The following is a 24525-nucleotide window of genomic DNA, read 5'->3' on the forward strand; positions in this document are numbered from 1 at the left end:
TTCTTCCCGACCCTATCCAGGATGCTCCGTTTCCAGCTCCCGCCCGTCGAACCGTGCGTGCGGTTCTCCCGCACACGGCTCACCGAGGTCGTTCACCGCCAACATTCGGCTTCCTCCGCCAGTCCCGGAAGGGCCTGGGGGCATAGACAGTTCCCTCAAAGCGGATCAGACCGAGCTGGTCGTCGGAGGAACCGAACACCACCGCCCGACCGTACGCTCGACTACGTTTGTGGCGTTTGGCGACGAAGCCCGCCAACCGCATCAACGCGTAGCCCCTGATCTTGGCGAACCTCGCGGACGAGTTTCCGTAACAGAAGTATCCCGCCCACCCACGCAGGAACCGGTTCACCGATCCCACGATCGCGGTCACGCTCAGCAACGTCCGGGACCGGACCGTCAACCGACGGATTGACTCCCGGGCATGTGCCATCGCTTTGTCCGATGGCCATCGAGCGAGGAACCCGATTCCCTTCGCACCGGTGCGGCCCCGACTGTGCACCCATCGATGATGAAAACCCAGAAAATCCAGGCCTTCCCCACCCTCGGCCAGGTGCACGATCCTGGTCTTGCTCGCCTTCGGTGTCAGCCCCAACTCCGCCAACAGCCCCGTCGGATGCGCGAGCGCATCCTCGGCCTGTTGTCTGGTCCGGCACATGATCACCACGTCGTCGGCATAGCGGACCAGCACTCCATGCTCCCGAACGTCCCACACCCGATCTATCCGGTGCAGATACACATTCGCCAGCATCGGAGAGAGCACCCCACCCTGCGGTGTTCCGGTCACCGCCCTGCGCACCACCCCGTCACTCATCACCCCGGCCCGCAACATCGCGCGCAGCAGCCTGAGTACGGACTGATCGCAGACGCGTTCCTCGATCGCCTGCATCAACCGATCATGCGGAATCGCCTCGAAACACTCGGCGATATCCGTCTCCACCACCCACCGTCGCCCCCGCCACGCCTCGTCGACGAGGACCTGCAACGCGTCGTGCGCCGCCCTCTTGGGACGGAACCCGAACGAGCAGTCGCGCATGTCCGCCTCGAAGATCGGCTCGAGCACGATCTTGGTCGCGGCCTGCACGATGCGGTCACGAACCGCCGGGATCGACAACGGACGCTGCTCGGTCGTTCCGGGCTTCGGAATCAACACCCGACGCGCCGGCAACGGCCGATACCGTCCCTCCCGCAGTTCATCGGCCAGCTCATCGAGGAGTCGGGTCACCCCGTACTCCTTGACCTGGTCCACGGTGATGCGATCAATACCGGATGCACCCTGATTGCGATACACCTGAAACCACGCGCGCATGAGGACATCACTGCGAATGATTTTGTCCCCCAACGCATGAAACCGTCTATCGGAGTCAGCCTTGGCTGTCCGGTAGAGCGTGTGCTGCAAGGCACGCACCGGATCCAACACAGCAGATCCACTCGCGGCGGGACTAGCCTCGACGGCACTCACCGGGCACCTCCTTCACATCAGCACGCATCGACACACGTAGCGGTCCTTCCCTCACCCCAGGTTGTGTTGTCCTGCGGGCTCGATCGGTACTATGACCGCCTCCGACTCCCTTCCGGCCGACAACTCATTTCCCAGGTTCACTGGTTATAGAGCGCCATCGCTTCCGACGACCACACCGCACGACGGCATCTCGCAGATCGTCGAGCCGGGGAGGGCCTCTCCAGTTCCCGCCGCCACTGTCGATACGTTCCACGCCCCATACGCCGGAGAGTTCCTCGGCACCTGCATCTCCAGGTCTTCGGTGCCTTCCATGGCCTTCACCGTGATTTCGGCGGCTCGGCTCTCTCTTCACCCCCACCCTTATGGGCGGGGACCTCTAACGACGCCGCAGGCTTCGCGTCATGCTGCGGACCGCATCTTCGCTCCCCCTTGCAGGGCTTTTGACGCTGGGCTTCGACCCCACCCGTTTCCCGGTGAAGCCGCCAGCCTGCTACCGGGCCACCTGGCAGCTACCCGGACCGGACTTCCACCGGCAAGCGACGACGAGCTTACGAACAACAAATCACCTACTCAAGGCAACCTCCTGTTCTGCTGGACGCACGAAAGTGGGAGGCGAGATCTCCGGGTGCTTTGGTGACACGGGAGCCGACGATGAACTTCAGGCCCGCATCATCGAGGTCGGTCAGATTCGACGCAGACAGCATCCCGGCGTCGGCAGCAACGACCATCTCCACACCGGTGATGTCGTGGCGTTCCTGGAACTGGCGCACGATCGGCACGATGGTGTGGGTTTCGGCGTGGTTGCCTTCGAAACATCCGATTTCCAGCGGGAATCCGGTGCGGTCCACCAGGAGCCCGACGACGATCTGCGGGTCCACGCGTCGTTCCTTGCTGTAGCCGACTTTCCGTAGTGCGTCTTCTTTTTCGGCTTCGAAGTACAAGGTGGTGACGTCGTAGAGCAGCAAGCTCAGGCCGCCGGTCTCGGCGGCATGGACGAAGCACCGCTCGGCGATGACGGCTCGGTAGTTCTTGTCGAGGACCGAGCGCAGGTGGCGTTTGATGGTGGCGTAACTCGCTGGGGTGGCGCCGAGGTCACGCAGGACTCGGCCGGCATCGAGTTTCGAGCCGGGTTCGACGATGCGGGCGATCACCAGGTCCCGGAATACCTCATCGTCGATCCGATCGAATCCGAGCTGGTCGTAGGTGGCGTGCAGGGCTTCCCGGAGCAGCACCGATGCGGTGGTTTCGGTCCGGCCCGGCGCATCGAGCACCGGTTGTTGTTCCTCGATGGGCGCCGGCAGCAGCGTTCCTTGCCCGGTGGGGAGAGTACTTTCGACGGGCAGTTGTGGGGTGATGCCCAGGTCGAGGGACTGTTGGTCGGGTTCGAGCCAGGCTCGGGCGCGTTCGAGGAGCATGCCGAGTTCGATGTCGGTGTGGGCGGATCCGATGTGTTTGACGATTTCCTGCCGGCCACCGCGGTAGCGGGCGACCTGCACGGCGGTGGCTCCGGATTTGGTGCGGACTCGCCTGATGAACGCCACTCGATGAGCGTAGACGGGCTCGGTTAGTGCGTGAAATCAGCCGTTCACGGGAGAGAATGTCCTGGTCACAGCGTTGAGGTCAGAATTTTTGACCAGGAGTGAGCCAACTCAGGCGGCTCCTGCAGATGAGACGACCCTCGAGGTCGATGGCCAGGAGGTGAGCTTCCGCAGCCTCGACTTGGTCGGCCCCTACACACACGAGATCAATGACCCGAACCCCGATGAGGACTACCAGGAGTGGATCGTGCCGGTTGTGTGGGAACGGACGGTCGATCGCGAGTCGGCACTCCGCGAAGCCGGCTTGTTCGCGAACCAGAACTCCGCCTGCAGGCTTCGCGATGAGCACACACTGAACCGAGTCACCGAGTTCTTCGGTGTCGCGAACCGCGATCGATTTGCTCAGACAGCAGACAGCCAGTGAAATTGGGGGTGTGCGAGGACCCTGTCCTCGCACACCCTTCCGCTGACCGAGTACCGCGCGAGTAGACGGCGTTCTGTCAGGGATGGCGTACCGTCATACTTCACTCCTCACCCAGCGTTCAGAAAGCTTTCATAGCTGAGCGCCAAGAGCTCCCGGTCGGGTCGCTCACTACGAGCCGGCGGAACCACCATCAACTTCTGTCCGTGCCGCTCCTTGAGACCGTGCTCGAGCATCGGACCGTCGATTTCGTCCAAGAGATCCTTCCGGATTTCTACGACCAAGTCCGGCGTGATCCCCAAGATCTTCACGTCGTAAGCAGCATGGTGGATCTTGCACAGAGCGAGCCCATTGGTCACTGCCGCGATACCCGCGTCGTGCGAATCGGGAACAATATGCGCGGCGTCCAGCAGTTCGCCGTGACCAAGAGCGCAGACTGCACACCGTGTCTCGTATGCACGCATCACCGTCGCACGAAATACTGGCTGATGAAGCCGACGCTTCGTCTCGGTCTTGACGTAACGCCGAAGCTGTTCCTCCGCTTGCGAATCGGGGCCAGAATGAAGATCGCGCGCGACTTCAGTGGCTATGACGAACTGGTGCTCCGCAGGTTCCTCCGCGAGGATGTACACCGGGTAGATGGGCTGAAACAAGCTCGGACCCACACCGTAGAACCAGATCAGCGGAACACCCTCATGCATGGCTGCACGCAGGCCACGGTTGTCCATGTTATTCGGGTCGGTCGTCGACCACTTGTAACGAAGGAGCCCATCCGAGCCTACTTGGTCCTCATACGGACGCTTCGCACCCGGCGCACGGTACGTAGTGCTGATGGACAAGGCAGAAGCAAGCTCTCTTGGCTTGCGAATCCCCCGCGTCGGGTCCATCAACCGGAACATCTTTCCGTCGATCGTAAAATCGAGGAGGTCCTGGCGACTGATTGGCTCAAGTCCGTCGTTGGTGCGTACGGTCAACCACGCCATCGCCTCACTACGAAGGCGAGCATCGAAATCGTCACCGCTCCACGAACCGTCACTCACAGATCCTCCTGGCTACCGCATGAAACCCACGCACCGATGCCGTCCTGCTGGGGGGCCGAACGGTCTTTATTGAACCATCACCTACTTGGGCGACTTGCTCACGGTCTCCCGGAGCGATTGCATGGAAGTGTCATCCACTTTCCACAGCTCCCAACCGTCGAATGGGCCTTCGTCGCCGAGCCTGAATGCCGAGACGACGGCCTTCGCAGCAGCGTCGGGATCCGGATAGGTCGCGCCAAGCAGCGCACGAACTGGCGCCACGGTCACATCCATCTTCTCGGTGTCGGGGTCGAACAGTGCCTTCACTCGGTGACCATCGCAATCGAGGTAGACGCGAATTCTCTTGCCGCTGAACGCAGTGATGCGGCGCACTGGTCGAACGTGGACTGGTTTCGCATCATTCGTATGCGGCAAGCCCACGGGAGCATCCGAGGAATCGACCGAATCCGGAACGCGCGGCACTCTCTCCTGCGACGAACGACCTTGCGGCTCGGGGTTGTCCCACTTGTTCCAGACTCGGGTTCGCGGACGAGCTGTGCGCTTGGTCGCAGCGGGTGTAGAGGATTGGCCCGCAGGCTCGGGAGCCGGCTGGGGGCGCGATGGTTCGACAGCGGGAACTGGGTCTGGCAAGGCCTCCGACATCACAGCTTCCCACAAGGTGCCGAGACGCTGAGCGCCGAGATGTTGGAGCGGGGTTCCTTTCACCGCATTCTGCAAGGCTTTGATCCCCGAGTTCGCCGGCAATCGACGAGTCAGGTCGTGGAGCGCCCGGATCTGCTCCAGCCGCACGTCGTCGATCGTGTCGCGGGTTCCGCCGGCCGCAATCCAGAGTGATCCCACCGAGTTCCATATGACGCCGTCGTGCGTCTGCAGAACGTCCGGGGTTTCCCCGAGCACTTCGGCCAGTTCCGATTGACTGGCAATGCCGTCGAACCCGTCGAGCGCGGCACGAAGTTGATCACCGATGCTCATCGGCTCGACCGTTACTTCGGAGTTCCCACCCAGCAATAGGTTGAGCGCCGAGAATCGGTCGTTGCTTCCCACAGAGAATCGAACGACATCATGGCATGCAGCGGGATCGGTCGCGCTCGGTTCCCCTGAGATGCAGATCCTCAAAGAGCCGAGGTCGGAATCGGTCGCAGACCTGAACTCCGTTCCGACTATGTCACCGCGCAGCGCACGCACCGGCTGTGTCGGCGCCCCTGAGACCAAGACATCGGGGATTCCCTCGCGCACGATCCAGACATAGTCGTCCTCGAGGACGACCTGACCGTCGAACCCTTCGAACCACTGCGCCATTACACGGTCTCCATCCGCACCATCACGTCCGACAGCAGCTCACCTGCAATGGTGTCTCCCAGGTACTCGATTGCGGTCCTCTCGATTCGGCTCACCTGACTCGAAGAAACACCGAGCCGTGCTCCGATCTCCGCTTGTCGCTTCGGCTGCTCGCCACCAAGCCCATAGCGCATAACAAGTACGGATACCTGCCGGGGCTCGAGTATCGACAAGCATGCCAGCACCGTGTCGAAATCGTCGACGGTCCCGCTCTCCCCCACCGCCCGCAGAACACGACCGATCTCAGCATGCTCACTTCCTGTGACGAAGTCCTCTTCAGGAGCGTCATCCTCGACCAGCCGATGCGCGATAGCGACGACGTCGTCGGCTGCACGTGAGTCGACCCTCGACTCCGCCGGACGCGAGGCCTCACTGGAAGGCGACAGGTCGCCCGGAGTGTGCGAGGTAACCTGCATCCACTCACGAAGTAGCGCAGGCGCTTCCTCTGGGGCCACGGTAACGACTTCGGATGCGATACCGGTGAGCTGTTCGAGAAAGGTTCCGTGGGCTCCGTTTTGGGGATCCTCAGAAGTGTTCTCCGCGAACATCACCAGGAATGAAGCCGGCCGACCGTCGGATTTCGGCCTGATGACGCGACCCATCCGCTGAATCATCTGCCGGCGACTCTTACTGCTCGCCAGGATGATTCCTACGTCAGCTTCGGGCACGTCGACGCCCTCGTCGAGCACTTTGGGGGCGACGAGAGTGGTAATCGTGCCGTTCTTGAACTCGGTGAGCAGCCGAGCTCGGTCCGAGCGCTTCAAGTCGCTCGTGAACGGTGCGGCGAGCACGCCTTCTTCCAGTAGTACTTCGGCGGCAGCACGCGATGAGTCCTTCGTCTCCGAGAACGTGAGCGCTTGCCCGGTCTCCTTGAGCACGGCGCCGAGACCGCGGAGCGCTTCCAGTTTCCCGCGACACTCGGCGAGCAACGATCGACGCTTGGAGAAGGCGTACAGGTATTTCCGTGCTGCCCACGTCGAACCTTCGGCGCTCTCCCCTCCACTGAGTAGCTGGACGTCGCGCATGAACTCACCGAACGACTCATCTGCACACCCGAACTTGTTGATGAGGTCGCCACGAAGCTTGCGTGCCAGCTCGTCGAATTCCTGGTACTCGGCGGCCTCGATCTCGTCGAACGGAACAGCGACGAGCATGACGCGCACCGGCGCGAGAATTCCGTCGGCGTGGCCTCGTTCGTAGTCGCAACCGTTGATGACCGTGCGGAAATACGGAAGCAAGTGCCGCTCGACGCCATCGTCCGACCGTTCGAAGGTCGCGGTAAGGCCGATCCGCTCTGAGAAGGACTCAGTCAGGAGTCGCGAGAAGGTCAGTGCTCCGTATCGGTGGACTTCGTCTGCCACAAGAAGGGTCGGTCCGAGTGTCCTCGGAGCCGACCTACTGATCGCCGACTGCACAGTACTGACCAGAATCCGCTTGCCGCGGAAGGTGTCTGCGTAACCGCCACCGCGCCGTCCGATAGGGGTATCCGGGAGCGCGCGCCGGATGGCGCGATGCCATTGGTCCAGCAGTTCGATGCCCGGCACCACAACCAACACGTTCATGCCGCGCGCAACGGCATCAGCGGCCGCCGCAATCCCGAGAGTCGTCTTTCCAGTGCCTGTGACGGCCTCCACGACCGCACTGCGATCGGCGGCCACCCATGCGTCGAATGCTTCGCGTTGCCAAGCACGTAGCGGCGGACCAGCCAGGGTAACCGTCATCGGTCCACCTTTGTCCACGTCACATCTGCGGCATCGGAATTCTTCAGCAATCGTCCCTCTGATTCCAGACTCGCAAGAATGCCGAGGACGTGCTCGTCCCCGAGTCGGGTGAGCTTCTTGGCCCGTTCCAGCGACAATGCGGCAATACCGGCAGCCGTGACGAGTACCTCGGCAACAGAATCGACATGCGCCGGCGGTAGGTCCGCGAGTGTGACCTCGTCACGCACCGTCGCCTGCGCCGGGGACTCTTCCTCTATCTGTGGCGACCCCTCGTCTGCCAACCCGTATACACGAGGTCCCCGTTCAGGCATCCATTTCGCCCGGCCCTGGGCGATAAGCTCCCCGATCACCGCTTCGATGCGGTCTCGCGGTTCGTTCAATCGATACTCGAGATCGGCCAGAGATACCGGACCGGACGACAGGCGTTCGATGATGCGCGAGCCGAGACTTGGGGAAAGCAATTCCACAGCCGCAGAAGGCATCACCTGCCAGCCACCCATCATCTCGGGCTCGCCGGAGGATACCGGTTCATGCGGCACAGGCCCAGTGGGCGCGATGACCTCGACGTCGGGTCGCGGTTCAACAGCCTCTTCTCGAGAACCGTCGCTGACCAGACGGTAGTGGGTCAGCTTGCCGAACTCGGTGATCTCCTCGACAAGTCCATCGAGTTCAAGTCGGTCGAGCTCGGATTGGATGCCCCTCCAGTGCTCGTCGAGACGGAGCGCAAGTGTGCGCACCGGCAGCGACTCACTTCGCAGCACTTCGACCAACGCGCTCCGGAGTGGGCGCGGCAGACCGTCCCCGGCCGGCAGCTCCTCCCCCGCCACCGGGGCCTCCGACGGCGGAGCCATTGCCGGCGTCTCGACTTCCTGTACCGGCTGGGCTTCGACCACCACAGGGAGATCCTGTGCAGGCGCCGGGTCCTCATCCAGACCCGTCTCGGGCCCCGGGCTCGGAACGGGCTCGACAACGGGCGGCGCCGGCTGGATGACAGGCTGCTCCGCAAGATCGACGACATCATCGACAGGTGAATCGTCGTCCACGAGAGCTACGGGAGCCCAAACCTCGGTCGAGGCGGCAACGACGTCGGATACACCGACGACGTGCGGCCTGATACCGCGTCTGTCCAGCTCCTCCCACAGGCTCCGCATCGACCCAACCGGGTCGAGGTAGTACTCGGATTCGCGAATGCGCCAGAACTTCCATCCGCAACGCTGTAGTTCTCGTTCACGTTCGAGGTCGGCGCGCTGTTGTTCGGGGCTGGAATGCCAATGGTCGCCGTCGCACTCCACGGCCAGCTTGCCGGCGGAACCGGTGATCACGAGGTCGATACGCCGCCCGTTCGCTTCCACCTGCGGATTCACGTGGTAGCCGCGCGCCACGATGTCGAGGAACACTCGCTGCTCGAAGAGACTGTCGAATGCCTCGTGGCGTTCGTCGCGCCCTACGCCTTCCGGCATGGGCTCCGCCGGCGCGGGCGATGTCGACTGCATATAGGTGAGCAGAGAGTGCCGCAGGTCGGTCGACCGAAGCGAGGCGACGGTGCGCGAGTGGAACAACCACATCTGGTCCTGGGCGCGCGACGCGGCGACATTGAATCGTCGCTGGTACTCGGTCTTCGTCATCGCCGAGATGTTCTGCTCCGGCGCCACGACCATCGACAGGAACACGACGTGGCGTTCGTCGCCTTGAAAGTCGGGCGGAGTCCCCACACGAAGTCGGCGCTCTTCCCACTGATCCGGTGTCAACCGATCGAGCAGCTCGTTGGTGATTACGTCGACTTGCGCCTGACCTTGCAGCACGACCACTCCGAAGGTCTTGCCTTCATATGACTTGTCGGACAGGCATCGTTGGATCGCATCGGCGATAGCTCGAGCTTCCACCCGGTTGGCAAGCGTTGCATTCCGCCCTGTGACGAACCCGCCCTCGACGTACGTCGTCCGCAGAGGCGGTAGACGGTCGGCTCCGAACTGGCGTACGGGAACCAGCGGAGCGTCCGCGTAAAACTGCCCACTCGACCAGTTGATGATCTCGGGCATACACCGGAAGTGTTCGCGCAACCGGATGACACTGCCAAACCTGGAGCGAAGCAGCGAGAAAACACTCGACCGAGGTGTGAAGCTGTCGCGCAGGTACTTCGGGATATCGGGCAGATAGGAGTCGAGTCGGGTGAACACCCCTTCGAGAGCACCCGACGACACGTCGCTCGGCGCACATTGCTTGTCGTCGCCTACCACGATCACGCGAGGGGCAAGCCACAGCAGGAACAAGCTACTGATGTCCGCCTGGCTCGCCTCGTCGACGATAACGACGTCGAAGGAGTTCTGTTTCGCGGGAATCGACGACAGCACCTGCTGCAGCGGCATCACCCATGCCGGAACTGCTTCTTGCGCAACCTGCATCGCTTCGCGTGCGCCGGCCCGGAATCGCTCGGCGTACTTTCCGGTCCCTTTACCGATGCTCGCCACGTGGTCGCGGTAAGTCTGCAATGCTTGGACCTGCTCGGCGGTAGTTCGCTCGAGGCACGCCTTCCACGCTCGCTCTGCAGCCAACTGTGCGGTGAGCTGGGCGATGTCCTTCTCGGTGGCGTCTAGTTCGCGCTCGAGGTGCTTGTCGTCCGTGCCGTCGGACTTCTGCTGGACCCAGTCGTACGCGCGACGCCACTCCCAGGCTTGCTCGATTTTGGACAGACGTTCCGACCACTCCGCAGAGGACGGGGTCTCGGCAATTGCATGTGCCAACGCAGGTGCTGCATCTGTCAGCCGCGTCTGGAGCGATTCGAGGCGGAGCTCTTCCTGGGATTCTCGTACTGCCGCTTCCCAGGAGTCGATCGCAATGCGGATCCTGTCGAACTCGGCGGACTCGAGCGCCCGAACCAGGAGAAGTCCTTCCGGCGGAACACCATGGGTCATCCGGGCGCGGATACGGGAGGAGACGTCTGCCAGCCAGGATCGATTCGCCTCCGCATAACCGGCTGCAGCAATCGCCTGCGCCGCAGTTGCTACGGACCGGGCTTGGTCCAGGCTCGCGATACGCGGTGCGCCGGGATTGGCCTGCTGCAGCGCAAGCTCCACTTCCCGGGTGCGCGCTGCGAGATTTTCCACCAGGTCGCGCGCCCGCGCTGCTCGTGCTGCTTCACCGATCATCTGACTGCGAGATCCCGCAGTCTCGATATCGACACCCAGATCGCGGAGGATCAGCGTGACGGACTGGAGAGCTTCGAGCGCGCGCAAGTGTTCCGCAACCGCTCGGGCCAGCTGCGCAGTAGTTGCTTGGACGCCGTCGACAGTGGCGATACCGCCCAGCGCCTCCACTGCAGTCTGCTCGTTGCATCTGCGGAATCTGGTGAGTCCGCTTCGCCACACCTCGCCACCCTCGAGTGCCTTGGCGAGCGCGTCGTACGCGTGCATCGCAGCTCGCCCGACGACGGGAGTGTCGACGACAGTTGTCGTACCCAGGAACATATCCGCGTTGTGCGCGGTCGTCACCAGTTCACGGATGTGCGCGGTCTTGTCCCAGAGGTAGTCGCTTCGACCGGACAGCACTGCATCGGCGAGGTTCTGGAACGCCGGCTCGAGCCCGTCGATGTCGACGAGCGCCCGCTGCAGGTGATCACACTGCACTCGAATCCGTTCGAGAACGTCCGGAGCAGCACCCTCCAGCATCCGGAGCAGTCCTGAGGACGGGGAGCTGTCCGTGCCTGGAGCACTGCGAACGGCGTCGCAGGCCAGTTCGAGATCGGACAGAGCCGGTAGGTCGAGGTCCGGGAAGTACTGCCTTCGGCGGGCCGCCCGTCCGGGCCTGGACCGTTCTGCGAGAACGAGAAGCGTCCGGAACTCGTCTTGGGTGAGCGGCGGGGCATCCGTGTTGAGAGGGCCCCTCAGCCAGTCGTGGTCGGCACTCTGTGCCGTGACCTTCCGGACAATCTCTGCAGGTGTTCCTGCGTAGCCTGGGGAGACATCGGTGTGCGCGAGGGTCTCCGACGCGCGGGCCTGCCGGATCCGCTCGGTCAGCGTCGCCCGGCGACTCAGTGCCGCATCTCGCCTCTGTGCGAGCTCATCGATCCGAGCTGCGGTTCGCCGAGCGTCGAACTGTGCTTTGCGCGTGGCGATCTCACTGACGCTGCGATTGAGTTCCGCGGAACCACCCTGAGCCGCGTCGGTCACCGAGACACACAGTTCCTGGAGTTCGGCCGGCAGCTTGTCGCGGAGGACCCGCAGCGCCTGCGCCTTCTCACTGGTCACCAATACGCGCTGGCCGCGTGCGAGCAAAGCCGATACGAGATTGGCAATCGTGTGAGTCTTACCGGTACCGGGCGGCCCCTCCACCACAACGCCGCTGTCGCCGGCCAGTCGGTCGATGATGTCGCGCTGTTCCTGATTCGCAGGTAGCGGGAAGAGGGGGTCTTCCGCCAGTAGAGCCGAGGTGGACGATCCGGCGCGATCGAGCCACTCGACTCGGTCTTTGGGCTCGATCGCCTCAACCAGTTGCGCCAGGCCCAACGGCACGGGTACCGCCGCGTCCGAGGCGGCAGCCGTCATACGGTCGTAGTACTCGATCAGCGCATACGCACCCCGCTTACGCAGAACCAGCGAGGGGGATGGCGTGAGCAGACGGTCCGGCGACTCCGCTTCGTCCGCCCGTTCCACGACCTCGATGCGTGTGGTGAGGGCCCGGTCTGCCCAGTCCTTCAGAAAGACTGTCGCCGCTGGATCCACCGGAGAGCTCACACGAGCAGCCAGAGATTCGTGCAGGGTACGGGTGCCGGAGGAGTCGAAGACCGAGAGCCCGGTGAGCAGCTGTGTGTCTTCGAGCGCAGGCCCGGACTCCGGATCGAGGCGAACCAGCAGGTCGCCCGACGACGAGTCCCGCTCCACGCGCGTCGACTGGGTGATGAGGTGTGTACGTACAGGCTCGCCTGCGACGCTGGCCGGCAGTTGAAGCAGGCCCGACGCGACAACGAGTTCGAGCGACTCCGGCTGCGCTTCGAGTTCCAGCATCGCGCGCTGGAGGAAGGTGTAAAGCCGCCAGGCGGGACGGCGCTCCCGATCCACTGCGGCCCAGACTCGCCACTCCTGCAGCCACGTTTCGAAGTCGTCGGGATAGGCGGCGTCGGAAGCAAGCGTCGGCTCAGCGCTCGAGTCGCCGACATCGCCGCGCACCCACTCTTCGATCCGCTTGGGCGGCCGAGGTGACTCCTCGAGGTGGACACGCCGCGCCTTGAGAACGACATCACCGGCGGCTGCGTCGGCACTCAACGCGATTTCGAGATTCCCCTCCTCCAGGGAGAAGGTTCCGCGGTGCTTGTCCAGTAGCCGAACGGGAGCGCTTCTGGCCTTGACGAGCTCGGACAAGAAGGTCAGCAGGCGCTGGACACGATCCTTCAGCTCAGGATCGTTCTCCCTCGAATCCACAACCACCCCACTCGTGCGATAATCCACGCCACTCCGAGAACAGAGTGGTTGACGATCACCATAGATGCCGACTACGACAATCTCTGCCTTGAACCCACCTGCAATGTCGCACCTTTCGCCTCACACCCGCAGGTCCCCATTGCGATCACGCGGAACGCATCTTTTCGCGAACCCTGGATTATTACATCTTCAACTACGGCGCGCATGCACAGATCAAACGCAACCGGCGGTAACAGAAACACGGGCGGACCTGGGCACTTCGGCACTAACCGGCAGATCGTTAAAACTGCTATGTTGTCGCCTGACAGCCTGTCGGGGGCTGGGTGTCCGCAATGCTCGGTGTCGTGCGCCCGTCGCACCACACACCCAGAATTCGAACCCCGCAGAAGGAGTTCCATCCGCGCACGTGAGTATCGATACGCAGCAGTCGCTTCCCGGTTGCGGTTCCTTACGAGGACGATGTAACGCCTTCCCGAGTAGATCCGTATTCCTGGTAGCGCTGATCACTAATTGACCGGCGTGTGTAACTCATACCGGAAGAACGCCGATACAGGGCAGCCTCCAAGCAACAACCCGAAAGGATTCCCACATGAGCGTCTCTCTCGCCAAGGGCGGCAACGTCTCTCTGTCCAAGGCCTCGGACAACCTCACGGCTATCACGGTCGGGTTGGGCTGGGATGAGCGCACAACCACCGGCGCGGCCTACGACCTCGATGCGTCGGCGCTGATCACGGGACCCAACTACAAGGTCCTTTCGGACAAGCACTTCGTCTTCTACGGCAATCTCTCGTCCCCCGACGGCACGGTCGAGCACACCGGCGACAACCTGACCGGCGACGGTGACGGCGACGACGAGTCCATCCACGTGGATCTCGTCGCTCTCCCGCCGGCGGTAACGAACATCTTCTTCGCCGTCTCGATCTACGAAGCAGATGTGCGCAACCAGTCGTTCGGCCATGTTCGCAACGCATACATTCGTGTCATCGACCGCAACACCGGAACCGAGCTCGCTCGATACGACCTCACGGAAGATGCCTCGACCGAGACCGCGATGATCTTCGGAGAGGTGTACCGCCACAACAACGAGTGGAAGTTCCGCGCTGTGGGCCAGGGCTACGCCTCCGGTCTTCGCGGCATCGCGCTGGATTACGGCGTCAACGTCGCCTGATTTCGTCAACTCCGTCCGCGGACGGTTGAGCGGGGTGACTGCATCCGGATGCGGGCACCCCGCCAATCTCCCGGACCCCATCGAGAAAGGCCACGTCCGTGGTAATGCGCATATTTGGCGCATCGTTCGCCGTCACCGTTGTCGCCCTAGTCGTCGCATTCCTCTACGGCGGGCCTGAAGCACTTCTCCTCGCTGCCATCCTCGGCATTCTCGAAGTCTCCCTGTCGTTCGACAATGCGATCATCAACGCGACCGTGCTGCAGCGGATGAGCGACTTCTGGCAGAAGATCTTCCTCACCGTCGGCATCCTCATCGCCGTGTTCGGCATGCGCCTGGTGTTCCCGCTGGCAATCGTGTGGGCCGCGTCAGGCCTCGGGCCCATCGAGGCGCTGGACCTCGCTCTGAATCCGCCGGCCGACGGCGCCGCATACTTCCCCGACGGCAGCCCCAGCTACGAAACGCTCATCACCGACGCGCATCCGCAAATCGCCGCGTTCGGTGGAATGTTCCTCCTGATGCTGTTCCTCGGCTTCCTCTTCGAGGAAAAGGAAATCACCTGGTTGTCCTGGCTCGAGCGTCCCCTGGAGCGTATCGGCAAGCTCGATCAGCTCGCTGTCGTCGTTGCAAGTGGCATTCTCGTCCTCACCGCAGCGTTCATCGCTCCGGACGGCAAGTCGTCGACCGTTCTGATCGCTGGCACCCTCGGCATGATCACCTACATCCTCGTCAACGGGCTCGGTGAACTGTTCAACGTCGACGAGGACGGTGAAAGCGCTTCGAGTGGTCCGACCGACCTCGCGAAAGCCACCGGCAAGGCTGGCTTTTTCCTGTTCCTTTACCTCGAAGTACTCGACGCGTCCTTCTCGTTCGACGGGGTCATCGGCGCATTCGCGGTTACCTCCGACCCAATCATCATCGCCCTCGGCCTCGGCTTCATCGGCGCGATGTTCGTTCGTTCGATCACCGTCTACCTCGTCCGCAAGGGCACCCTCGCCGAGTACGTCTACCTGGAGCACGGCGCCCACTGGGCTATCGGTGCGCTGGCGCTGATCCTGTTCTACTCGATCGGCCACCATGTCAGTGAGATCGTCACGGGCCTGACCGGCGTGTTCCTGATCCTCGCGGCACTGATTACCAGCATCATCCGGAACAAGAACAATCCCGACGACGGTGCCGATGCGGACGAGGGTCCGCAGCCGGAGACCATCGCCGTCAACGCCTGATCGGTTCGACGTGCGGGCAGCCGGTACCTCCGGCTGCCCGCCCTCATCTCTACGGAAGGAGTCGGCCGCCCGGCCGGAAACGACATGCCTGCACTTCCCCCCGGCGCCAACACGGCAATCCACGACGGTACCGCGACGCTGTCGGTCACCGGTGCCCGTCAGGGCACCGTCGACTTGATGGCCTTCCAACTCACGCCGAACCAGCGCGTACGAAACGACGACGACTTCATCTTCTTCAACCAGCCGAAGTCTCCCGAAGGTGCCGTCCGGCTGATCGGTGCAGATCGGATCGCACTGGACCTCAACAGGATCCCGGCCGATATCCACACGCTCTCGATTGCGGTCGCGTTGGACGACAGCGTCAACGGAACCCTCGCCACTGTCCCCGGCCTCGGAGTGACGCTCGAGCAGCCGAATGGCCTTGTCGTGGAAGCGCCCGCGAGCGGACTGCGCTCCGAACGCGCAGCCATCTTGATGGAGGTCTATCGCCGCAACGGGACGTGGAAGGTACGCAACGTCTCGCAGGGATGGAACACCGGGCTGTCGGCACTCGCGACGAACTACGGCGTTGACGTCACCCAGCCGGCACCTCCTGCACCCACTCCGACGTCTCCGCCCGTCCCGTCGCCCGACCGCACACCGGATCGTCGTGGCGTTCCGCCGTCTCAAGACCGCACACTCGCACCGGCGGCTCCCCCGGTCAGCCTTTCCAAGATCACTCTGGACAAGAACACACCCTCGGTGAGCCTCGTGAAGGCCGGCGAGGAGCAAGGCCTCATGCGAGTCAACCTGAACTGGAGCACCCAGGGCTCCGGCAAGGGCTTCCTGGGTCGTCTTGCCGGCGGAAATGGCATCGACCTGGATCTCGGATGTTTGTACGAGATGGCCGACGGAAGCAAAGGTGTTGTCCAGGCACTCGGTGAAGCGTTCGGATCGCGATACGACTATCCGTATATCGAGCTCGATGGCGACGACCGAACGGGATCCGTAGCCGGTGGTGAGAACCTCTATATCGACCTGTCGGACCCGTGGGTCTTCAAGCGCATCCTCATCTTCGCGTATATCTACGAGGGAGTGCCGAACTGGGCTGCTGCGGACGGGGTGGTCACGCTTTACAGAACCTCCGGCATACCGATCGAAGTTCGCCTCGACTCCGGCGACAACCGAGCACCGATGTGCGCGATCGCGTTGCTGGAAAGCAAGAACGGTGAAATCAAGATCAATCGAGAAGTGCGGTACATCAAGGGCGACCAGTCCCACCTCGACAAGGCATACAAGTGGGGCATGCGCTGGACCCCGGGTAGCAAATAGCCGCCCCTGAGATCAGCAATCCGCACTTCCGCCGAGGTGCGGCGCAACTCGAATTTGCGCCGCACCTCGGCTTCACCGACCACTTACACTCGAAGAGTCGAGGCCTCACTGCAACAAGAAGGTCACCGAACTTTCCAGAGTCGGCGAATGCGATGGGTACCCAATGACGCACGCACCGGACCCCAGCGGATGTCCCACTCCTCCATATCCATCGCGTCCGTCAGCGCACGTGCGAGGCCGTCCGCAGACAGCAGATCCTTTCCTATATCAGGGACTTGGATGGAAGGATCGCCAATCACATCCGGAATCGGCGGGGGCGTCACCTGATGGAGTAGGTCGTCGACCCACTCCAGATTTCGTTCGGGTTCGAGCAATCGGTCGAGAGGCTCGAGATCCAGTCCAGTCACCATACGACTAACATGCTGCAACTCCGGAACTTCCACGAAATCGATACGCGGTGGCGTGAATACATGCACGACTTCACTGGCCATCTCTGTCGAACCGTTCGAATTCGTTGCAACAAGCCTGAATTGACCAGAACTCTGAAGGGTAACCTGAAGTGAGTCGGGAGCGCTCACGCTGAGGTCGTGAACGACCCCCCACGGGGTGTGCAGGGTCAGCGCTTCCTGGCCCTGGACCGTCCACCGTACGGTAACCGACTGGCCCGCCAGACCGTGCCGGGGTTCGATCTCCAAATTGGCGATCTTCGGAAAATCGATGAGCGCGGTGTATCGACCATAGAAGTACCTGTACCATTCCTCTGCCGAGGGTCGCCGGTCTCGGTCACTTCCCAACGCCGCTGCGAACATCTGCATCCCGGACGAGTCAATCTTTCCCTGCACCGCAGACAGTTTCGAATCGATTCGCATAGACGCACCGAGCACGTTGTACAGCAGGACGGCGAGCTTGAATCGATCGGTCTTGACATCCTGGACAGTCGTGGCGTTCGCTCCCCGCGCCTCGGGAGGACGCATGCCGGGAGAAGTCGCTTGTACGAGCAGAGGAGACACCGCCTCGACGCGCACGGGATCCGTGTCGATCACCATGACGGGATTGTCCCGAGAATCGCTGTACAGCACGTTCGTCAGACTCAGGTCACCGTAGACCATCCCGTTTCGGTGGAGAAAGTGGAATACACGGGACAACCACGCGCAGTACCGCAGCCGCGTCTTGATGTCGCTCGCTTCAACCACGAGCGAGGCTCCGGAGTTCCGGGCGTGGACGGGATTTGCGAGCCAATCGATGCTTCGCAGCACCGAAGTTGTCCTGTTGACCTGCGCGATCGACTTCTCCATGAAGTCCTGGGGGACCATTCGCATCAGGAAGCCGACGACCGCACGTCCCTTCGTGACGACCTCGAGTGGCCATGTCGTGAACTTGTCGAGGATCTCACGGTCCTCGTTCGACATAGAAGCTCTGTGCGCGACAAGGACCTGCACGTTCTGAATCTCGGCATTCCCCGGGTCCTTGAACTCCTTGAAAGCACACGTGGGTTCCGAAAGGAGTGCGTTGGGAGTGTCGACCTCATACACCGTGCCGAATCCGCCCGAACCAAGTTCCCGATGGATCTTCAACCTAGCTCTGTCGATCGGCATGAATTCCCCTACCCTCGCCGCGCGCGCTAACGGTGCGGATCGGTTCAGCCGGCCACATAGCCCATTCCTTCGGTGATCGGACTTACGCGATTGTCCATCCAACAACTCACATCGGGTTGTTCGGACATTGCCACCTCGTCGAGAAATCGACTGCACACCAGCGCAAGCCGATCGGCGGACCCGCCAGGATCCGCGACCGTCCGCGCAGGCTTGCATTCTCGGTGTACGCGAACACAGAGCTCGTTCGCGTCAGCGCCCACAACCCAGGCTATGACCGGCCACGCGGACTTGCGAACTCTGTCACTGTCCAACTCTTCAGCAGACGCGATCATCAAGGTCATGCCCGCTTGCGATTTCATGCCACCATCGGAAGCCCTGCGCGGGACCACACCTCGCAATATCGCGTCCGGATGCGAATTAATATTCAATGGCTGAAACGCGCTGTCGAATACAGTGACTCCTGCTCGTTGGACAACCAGACGGAATACACTATCGAGGTGCGGCTGAGCCAGCATCTTGTCGGAAAGCTCCGTCAGTACCGGGACGACGATTGCAGGGTTCCATTCGCCACCAGGAAGGTCGAGAACGAGTTCCGTACGAACCAAGGAGTCCACCTCGATCTCGAAAGACAGCTCGGACATTCGCCGCACCCCTCAGATTTCGCTCGGGTCGGGTAGCGGGTCCACCAGAGTGCTCGTTGTGGAACCGCTGCGCGGTGTCGGTCGGCCGTTGGTTCCGCTCGAGACACCGTTCTTCGCAAGGTAGACAGGCGTTGCAGAGGGCCTCGGCGGCATACCAGAAGCCGAGTTCCCTCCGAGCGTTGCGGCCCAGCCGTTCAAGCGCTGAGACGCGGTTGCCTTGGCGTGATCGGTCCAACGCTCCAGCGCGGCGTCGATTACGTCGACCTGGTGCGAGACCACCGCCTCATTGATCTTCAGAACCGCGGCCTGTTGCTTGTCGATACGGTCCTTCTCTGCTTCCAGTTTTGCGTCGGTTCGGAGCTTTTCCCGGTCGCGCATGGCGTCGATCTCCGCAGTAGCAGCTGCAGCTTCGGCATCCTCGGTCTTGGCGACGACTTCGTCGTACGCCGTCCGTTGTCCCAGATTGGACAGGACTTTGAAAAGCACCGGGAGCAATTCGAGACACATGAAAAGGAGAGCCACTGCCCGGTGCGCCATCGCCGCCGTCCCATCTCCTTCGGAGAGGTCATTCAACGCCTTCAGTCGAGCGATGATCCCCTGGTTTGCTTGCTCCAGCTGAAAGCTGGTGTCCTGCGCCGAAGCGATCTGTTCCCGAAGCTGAGTGACCGTCTGCTCTACTATTGGCAACTCGGTCTGGGCGTCGGCGATACGTCGTTCGCTTTCCTCGAGGAGAGTGCCCTCGAGCTCGCGTGCCAGGCGGTCCTTGTCGCCCTCCTTCGCAGAGATTTGAGCACGCGTGTCTTCCCAGCGGCCCATGGCCTCGTTGGCGAGACGTCTCTTCTCCACGCACATCGCGGCACAACCAGCTATTCCGGTCCCGGCACTGCCTTCTTCCTCTGCAACGGCTGCGGCTTGCAGCTTGTCGTACTCGGCTTTCTGCTCGGCTGCCTTCGCCTCAAGCGCGTCGATCTCGGTTTGCACAGACTGGACTTTGGGATTGGCGGCAGGATCTGCAGTCGGGCCGGCGTTGATCAAGGCGCGAAGTTCTCCCAACTCCGCTTCAGCCTCGGCAAGATCCGCTGAAGCTGTCGAGTTGTTCAAGTCGGATCTGAGCTGTTCCTGAGCTGCCAGAATGTTCCTGTTCAGCTGCGCTTCGATCTCGGACTCGAAGACCTTCAACATCAGCGGTGTCGAGATGACGATGCCGATGATGATGGCCAGCGCCACCCGCGGCGCGCCCAACATGAGCAGCTTCTTCCAGTCTCGTTCCTGAGAGAGTCCGAGAATGAGCATGCGGTCGAGGTTGAGGATCGCGAGGCCCCACAGCAGCCCTGCGACGACAGCGAGGATCCAACCATTGGTGACCCCAGTGATGTAGAGGGCATACCCCGCAGACAGTGCCGCAAAGAACGCGGTTGTCAACACAACGGCACCCATCGCCGCTTGCTTCGCTACCTGTCCTGGGAGCTGCCGGAGGACATCGATCCTCGCGCCGGCAAGACGCGCGAGAAACTCGGACCTGACTTGCACAGATTTAGTGCCCCGCTCATCGGGGCGGTAGTCCCAGCGCGGTCAGGATACGGATCGCGTCGGGGTCGAGTGGGTCGGTGGCGGTGTGGGAGTGGCCGGCGATGGTCATGGTGATTTCCTGCAACGGACGCAGAGTCCGGACCAGGGAGCGGAGCGAGGTCCCGGTCTCGGCCTGCAAGTAGCGTGCGACAGCGAGTGCGGTGAAAACGACCGTGAGGTGGGCTTCGATCGCGTCGCGGGCGTGGTGGAACATCGGCCGAGCCCGCAGGTCAGTTTTCGACATCCGGAACGACTGCTCGACATGCCAGAGGTCGTGATATTTGTCGATGACCTCACCCGGTGTCATCAGGGCCGCGGGCACGTTGGTGACGTAGCCCTTCAATCCGACCAGCGATCGGGCCCGCTCGATGCTCACCTCGTCGACGATGCGGCCGTTCGTGGTGGTTTTGACGAATCTGGTCGCTTTCGGTGGCTTGCCGCCGTCGACGACCTCCCGTGCTCGGGTTTCCTGAGCGTTCAGAGTCTGGTTGTCGCGGACGGCACGGCGTTTCGAGTATTGCCAGACCGCCCGCCAGGACTTCGGATGACCAGCCGCGTCCCAGACAGGTTCGGTCCGCTTCCTGACGTTGTTGACAGTGCTCTTTGCGTGACGAGGAGTGACGGTATCGATGATCTGTCCGTCGACGAAAACGTCTCCGTTCCAGTGGAAATGGTTGGCCAAATCGGCCGGAGCCTTGGTGACCCGGGACCCGACGATGAACTTCAGGCCGGCGTCGTCGAGATCTGTGAGGTTGCCGGCGGAGAGCATGCCGGCGTCGGCGGCGACGACCATCTCGACCCCGGCGATGTCGTGTCGGGCCTGGAACTGCCGGATCATCGGGACGATGGTGTGGGTTTCGGCCTTGTTGCCTTCGAAGCAGCCGATCTCGAGGGGAAAGCCGGTCCGGTCGACGAGCAGGCCGACGACGATCTGTGGGTCGACGCGGCGTTCTTTCGAGTACCCGACTTTGCGGAGGTCGTCTTCCTTCTCCGCCTCGAAGTACAGGGTGGTCACGTCGTAGAGCACCAAGGACAGGCCGCCGGTTGCGGCGGCGTGCTCGAAGCATCTCGTCCCAATGTGATCCCGGTAATCACGTGCGGCGCAACGCTTCAGTGCATTGGCGTAGGTGTTGCGGTGCGCCGGGTCCAGGCCGATCTCGCCGACGACCCTGGCCGTGTCGCTCATCGAGGTCGGTTCCACGAGCCGAGCGAGGACCAACTGGAAGAAGGCGTCGTCGTCGATGCCGTCGAACCCCAATCGGCGCCAGGCGGTCTCGACCACGTCGATCAGCCAGCGGGACCGCTTCGCGGTGATCAGCGACGGCCCTTTCCCCGAGTCGCCGGGCACATCCAGTCCCAGGTCGAGTTCCTCCTGACCAGCGTGGAGTTTGCTGCGGGCCAGCTGCATCAACGCAGCCAATTCGCTGTCGGTGTGGGCCGAACCGACATGCTCGACAATCGTCCGGCGACCGCCCTGCTTGACCGCGATCTGCACCGCCGTCGCCCCCGACGCGGTCCGAACCTTGCGAATGTACGCCGCCACCCGCCAGATCCTACCGACCGGTTAGTGCCCCAAATCGGCAACCTACGAGCCGACTACCAGCGGAAACGTCAGCGGCACCCGAAAATCCCCATCAACTTGTGCAAGTCAGGTCGGAGAAAGGACTCATTCGATTTCCGTTCGGAACAACGAGAAGACTCTCGAATCTTCAACTACAGGGGGCAAGGTTGAGGACACCGTCCACTTCGAGGTCACGGACTCGATCGCACGTGCCAAAGGAGGGCCAAGGGCAACCCGACAACGAGGAGGGAGATGCTCATCATCATGACCACGGCCGACGACATCTGCCAGAGACGTAGATAGCCGACAGTCGAATAGCATGGCCACGCAACAGTGGCAGTCGTGAAACGCTGGACAGTCTCGCACATGCCATAGGACGGCGAATTCGGAGCAACCCCGTAGATTGCTTCCGGGATCGCTGTCGCAATCCCCTCCGTCTCTGCTTCGACCGCCGCAATTGTGGGTGCGGCCATCGCTCTCAGATCGTTTGCAAAGAACACTTGCGTCAGCGGGATCGACATTGCCACTGCCAGTAGACAAACCAGCAGTACGCAGTCTCGACGCTCGCCAGAAAACCGCTTCTCGCGCCGTCTCATCACATCAAGGATGGACTGAACCTCCCGATGGAAATGGCGGAACAAGTATGCGCCCCAGAGCAATCCGATGATGCCGAGTGGGCGCCATAGAATTCCTCCCAGCGCACCCAACGCCAGTACCGGGATGCAAGCCACGGCAAAGGCACAGGCTTCTACCGGATCGGAAAGGGTCTCCTTCAGACGTTCCTGAAACCGGATCCGGGGCCGGGCTCCCCTAGCGCGTAGGGGCCCAGAGCGCGACGCCGGTTCGGTCATCGAGGAGCCTCCTCCTTCCGAATGACACCTGTGCTGCGAAGTTCAGTGCGGTCGGAGGATTCATCCATGAACGCCTGAGCGTTTGCGCAACCTCTCCCATGCCTGAGCCGAATGCGTCACCGACGCCATCCGTGCATACGAGCAGCAGTTGTCCTTCGAGCAGGATGAACTGCTCCGGTTGCACACAAGTCTTCTCGTACACCGGCAAAGCCGAGGTTCGATTCGTGGCGATCCCGTCGCCGGTGTGCTTGCCTCCGAGTATCGGGATCCAGGACGTGTCCTCGTCCGTGGATACGTCTGTAAGCCACAACGAACTGTCCCCGACCCCCGCATACTGAACCGTCCATGGTCCGGCAACCGACACATTGTCGACTGCCGCAAGGATTGCGGTCGTCGCCATGACTTGGCGCACGCCGGCGGGGGAAGGATCCGATGCGCCGGCGTTTCGTGCGGCAGCTGCGAGCGCGTCGGATGCGTCGTGGAATACCTCGGTCCACCAATCGTCGTTGATCAGTGTTCCGGCATCCACCGCCCGATCGACGAGGAAGTTCGCGGCCATATCCGAAGCCACGTGGGACTCCGGCGCGCTACCGACGCCATCGCATACCGCGACCACCAGCCGATCCTTATCCGGCGAGTACCGAACGGCATACGCGTCCTGCCGTGGGGATCCGTCGCTGCGGTGCATCAGTCCTCGAACCGAGGCTGCCCTGAGCGCCCACCCTTGATGGTCGAACGCATCGCACACGGAGTCCGGCGGCATCGCGCTTGGAAACGGCTTCCCACCTCCGATCTCGGAATAGGACCGGCCGGGGTCACCGATCGTGTACGGCTCGGGATGGTCGAACTCGACGTCTCCGTCCTGCTGCTCCGGATCGTCGTGCAGCACCTCGCTCACACCATGTCCCAGGCGGGTGCCTGCTGGAGGACATGCTCGGTTCCTGCCTTCTCGAGGTTCACTCGGGGCATCCCGTCCACTGCCGACTGCGTCGAGCTCACCACCGACTGCACCACGATCTTGGCAATCGCCGCCATAGCGTCTGCCCGCCCCAGTCCCTGTCGTGCGATGAAGTAGAAGCTTTCACCCCGCTTCTTCGGGAAGGTGATTTCCTTCAGGATTTCGGCATTTGCTTCTCCGAATCCGAACGGGATGACATTCGGAAACGGCTGGGCGGTTGTCAGTTCCTTGAACGCACGCTCCCATTCGCCGGGCAGATCATTGGGGTAACCGTCGGTCACAAAGAACACCATCGGCCGATACACAGCGCCACCGGACTCTGCCTTGAGGGCAGGGATATCCCGCTGAATCTGGTCCTTCAGAGTCCGGAAAGCTGCCATATAGGAGGTCATACCCTCGACGTGCAGCACATCGCCGTTGCCGATCAGTGTGTCCTGGGCGAGGTCCATCATGGGAATGACGACTCGTGCGGCGTCACTGAAGCTGATGAGCGAGACACGAGCGATGTCGGCCAGAATCGGGCTCTTCAGCATCTCGTTCTTCAGGTCACGGAGCGCTTGGTTGAGGGCATCCATCTCGCCCATCATCGAGGCCGACACGTCGAACACCAGGTAGAACGGCGCCAACGCCGCCTGCTCGACCTGTACGTTCATGTTCGACACCACATGCCTCCTTGCTTCGGGTCATCCGCGTGAGACGGATACACAGCCATATCGC

Annotated in this window: 16 protein-coding genes and 2 pseudogenes; 5 read left to right on the plus strand and 13 right to left on the minus strand. The window is 62.3% G+C overall.

The features are described 5' to 3' along the window. Window positions 1-79: 79 nt before the first annotated feature. Together ltrA and M1M07_RS14080 are read right to left on the minus strand one after the other, a co-directional pair. Window positions 80-1459 carry a group II intron reverse transcriptase/maturase gene (ltrA, locus tag M1M07_RS14075; RefSeq protein ID WP_248674614.1) on the minus strand — a complete coding sequence of 460 codons (1380 nt, stop codon included), beginning with the start codon at window positions 1457-1459 and terminating at the stop codon, window positions 80-82. 602 nt (window positions 1460-2061) lie between these two features. Continuing rightward, a pseudogene (locus M1M07_RS14080) lies at window positions 2062-3000 on the minus strand (IS1634 family transposase); the annotation flags it as partial. A 73-nt stretch (window positions 3001-3073) separates the two neighbouring features. Between M1M07_RS14080 and M1M07_RS14085 the strand changes: the two are divergent. Then, window positions 3074-3421 (plus strand): hypothetical protein, encoded by a 348-nt coding sequence (locus tag M1M07_RS14085; protein WP_248674615.1) that lies wholly within the window; start codon window positions 3074-3076, stop codon window positions 3419-3421. Between the two features lie 107 nt (window positions 3422-3528). Here the strand turns inward: M1M07_RS14085 and M1M07_RS14090 are convergent, their stop codons facing one another. From M1M07_RS14090 to M1M07_RS14105, 4 genes are all read right to left on the minus strand, one after another. Further along, the gene (locus M1M07_RS14090; protein ID WP_248674617.1) at window positions 3529-4458 is read right to left on the minus strand and encodes an HNH endonuclease; all 930 of its coding nucleotides are present in this window, start codon (window positions 4456-4458) and stop codon (window positions 3529-3531) included. A gap of 81 nt (window positions 4459-4539) precedes the next feature. Then, window positions 4540-5757, minus strand: coding sequence for a hypothetical protein (locus M1M07_RS14095; RefSeq protein WP_248674619.1), 1218 nt, complete (start codon window positions 5755-5757; stop codon window positions 4540-4542). Further along, window positions 5757-7517, minus strand: coding sequence for a DEAD/DEAH box helicase family protein (locus tag M1M07_RS14100; RefSeq protein WP_248674621.1), 1761 nt, complete (start codon window positions 7515-7517; stop codon window positions 5757-5759). Before M1M07_RS14100 ends, M1M07_RS14095 begins: the two co-directional genes overlap by 1 nt. After that, window positions 7514-12958, minus strand: coding sequence for an AAA domain-containing protein (locus tag M1M07_RS14105; protein ID WP_308200802.1), 5445 nt, complete (start codon window positions 12956-12958; stop codon window positions 7514-7516). The genes M1M07_RS14100 and M1M07_RS14105 overlap by 4 nt, the downstream gene beginning before the upstream one ends. A gap of 562 nt (window positions 12959-13520) precedes the next feature. On the opposite strand from M1M07_RS14105, the gene M1M07_RS14110 reads away from it, so the two are divergent. The 4 genes and pseudogenes from M1M07_RS14110 to M1M07_RS14125 all read left to right on the plus strand — a co-directional run bounded on the left by M1M07_RS14110 (window position 13521) and on the right by M1M07_RS14125 (window position 16633). Next, window positions 13521-14099, plus strand: coding sequence for a TerD family protein (locus tag M1M07_RS14110; RefSeq protein ID WP_248674623.1), 579 nt, complete (start codon window positions 13521-13523; stop codon window positions 14097-14099). Between the two features lie 98 nt (window positions 14100-14197). Then, window positions 14198-15322 carry a DUF475 domain-containing protein gene (locus tag M1M07_RS14115; RefSeq protein WP_248674625.1) on the plus strand — a complete coding sequence of 375 codons (1125 nt, stop codon included), beginning with the start codon at window positions 14198-14200 and terminating at the stop codon, window positions 15320-15322. 84 nt (window positions 15323-15406) lie between these two features. After that, window positions 15407-15874: pseudogene (locus tag M1M07_RS14120) on the plus strand (TerD family protein); the annotation flags it as partial. Window positions 15875-16036: 162 nt separating this feature from the next. Beyond that, complete coding sequence (locus tag M1M07_RS14125) at window positions 16037-16633, plus strand: Tellurium resistance (RefSeq protein WP_248674653.1); 597 nt, start codon at window positions 16037-16039, stop codon at window positions 16631-16633. A 122-nt stretch (window positions 16634-16755) separates the two neighbouring features. Here the strand turns inward: M1M07_RS14125 and M1M07_RS14130 are convergent, their stop codons facing one another. The 7 genes from M1M07_RS14130 to M1M07_RS14160 all read right to left on the minus strand — a co-directional run bounded on the left by M1M07_RS14130 (window position 16756) and on the right by M1M07_RS14160 (window position 24461). Beyond that, a complete protein-coding gene (locus M1M07_RS14130) occupies window positions 16756-18228 on the minus strand; it encodes a hypothetical protein (RefSeq protein WP_248674626.1) in 1473 nt (490 codons plus the stop codon). 44 nt (window positions 18229-18272) lie between these two features. Beyond that, window positions 18273-18869 (minus strand): hypothetical protein, encoded by a 597-nt coding sequence (locus tag M1M07_RS14135; RefSeq protein ID WP_248674628.1) that lies wholly within the window; start codon window positions 18867-18869, stop codon window positions 18273-18275. Window positions 18870-18881: 12 nt separating this feature from the next. Further along, entirely contained in the window at window positions 18882-20399 is a 1518-nt protein-coding gene (locus M1M07_RS14140) for a DUF4407 domain-containing protein (RefSeq protein WP_308200803.1), read from the minus strand. A gap of 16 nt (window positions 20400-20415) precedes the next feature. Then, a complete protein-coding gene (locus M1M07_RS14145; RefSeq protein ID WP_248674631.1) occupies window positions 20416-21981 on the minus strand; it encodes an IS1634 family transposase in 1566 nt (521 codons plus the stop codon). Window positions 21982-22190: 209 nt separating this feature from the next. After that, window positions 22191-22850 carry a hypothetical protein gene (locus M1M07_RS14150; RefSeq protein WP_248674632.1) on the minus strand — a complete coding sequence of 220 codons (660 nt, stop codon included), beginning with the start codon at window positions 22848-22850 and terminating at the stop codon, window positions 22191-22193. After that, window positions 22810-23748, minus strand: coding sequence for a protein phosphatase 2C domain-containing protein (locus M1M07_RS14155; RefSeq protein WP_248674633.1), 939 nt, complete (start codon window positions 23746-23748; stop codon window positions 22810-22812). The genes M1M07_RS14150 and M1M07_RS14155 overlap by 41 nt, the downstream gene beginning before the upstream one ends. Further along, window positions 23745-24461, minus strand: coding sequence for a VWA domain-containing protein (locus tag M1M07_RS14160; protein WP_248674654.1), 717 nt, complete (start codon window positions 24459-24461; stop codon window positions 23745-23747). The genes M1M07_RS14155 and M1M07_RS14160 overlap by 4 nt, the downstream gene beginning before the upstream one ends. Between the last annotated feature and the right edge of the window lie 64 nt (window positions 24462-24525).

It is taken from the genome of Rhodococcus sp. HM1, from assembly GCF_023218075.1.
Taxonomy (GTDB): domain Bacteria; phylum Actinomycetota; class Actinomycetes; order Mycobacteriales; family Mycobacteriaceae; genus Rhodococcus.

Coding starts and splice junctions, on each gene's coding strand:
- M1M07_RS14135 (WP_248674628.1), bottom strand. CDS start 18,869: ATGTCCGAGCTGTCTTTCGAGATCGAGGTGGACTCCTTGGTTCGTACG.
- M1M07_RS14150 (WP_248674632.1), bottom strand. CDS start 22,850: ATGACCGAACCGGCGTCGCGCTCTGGGCCCCTACGCGCTAGGGGAGCC.
- M1M07_RS14110 (WP_248674623.1), top strand. CDS start 13,521: ATGAGCGTCTCTCTCGCCAAGGGCGGCAACGTCTCTCTGTCCAAGGCC.
- M1M07_RS14100 (WP_248674621.1), bottom strand. CDS start 7,517: ATGACGGTTACCCTGGCTGGTCCGCCGCTACGTGCTTGGCAACGCGAA.
- M1M07_RS14160 (WP_248674654.1), bottom strand. CDS start 24,461: ATGAACGTACAGGTCGAGCAGGCGGCGTTGGCGCCGTTCTACCTGGTG.
- M1M07_RS14095 (WP_248674619.1), bottom strand. CDS start 5,757: ATGGCGCAGTGGTTCGAAGGGTTCGACGGTCAGGTCGTCCTCGAGGAC.
- M1M07_RS14130 (WP_248674626.1), bottom strand. CDS start 18,228: ATGCCGATCGACAGAGCTAGGTTGAAGATCCATCGGGAACTTGGTTCG.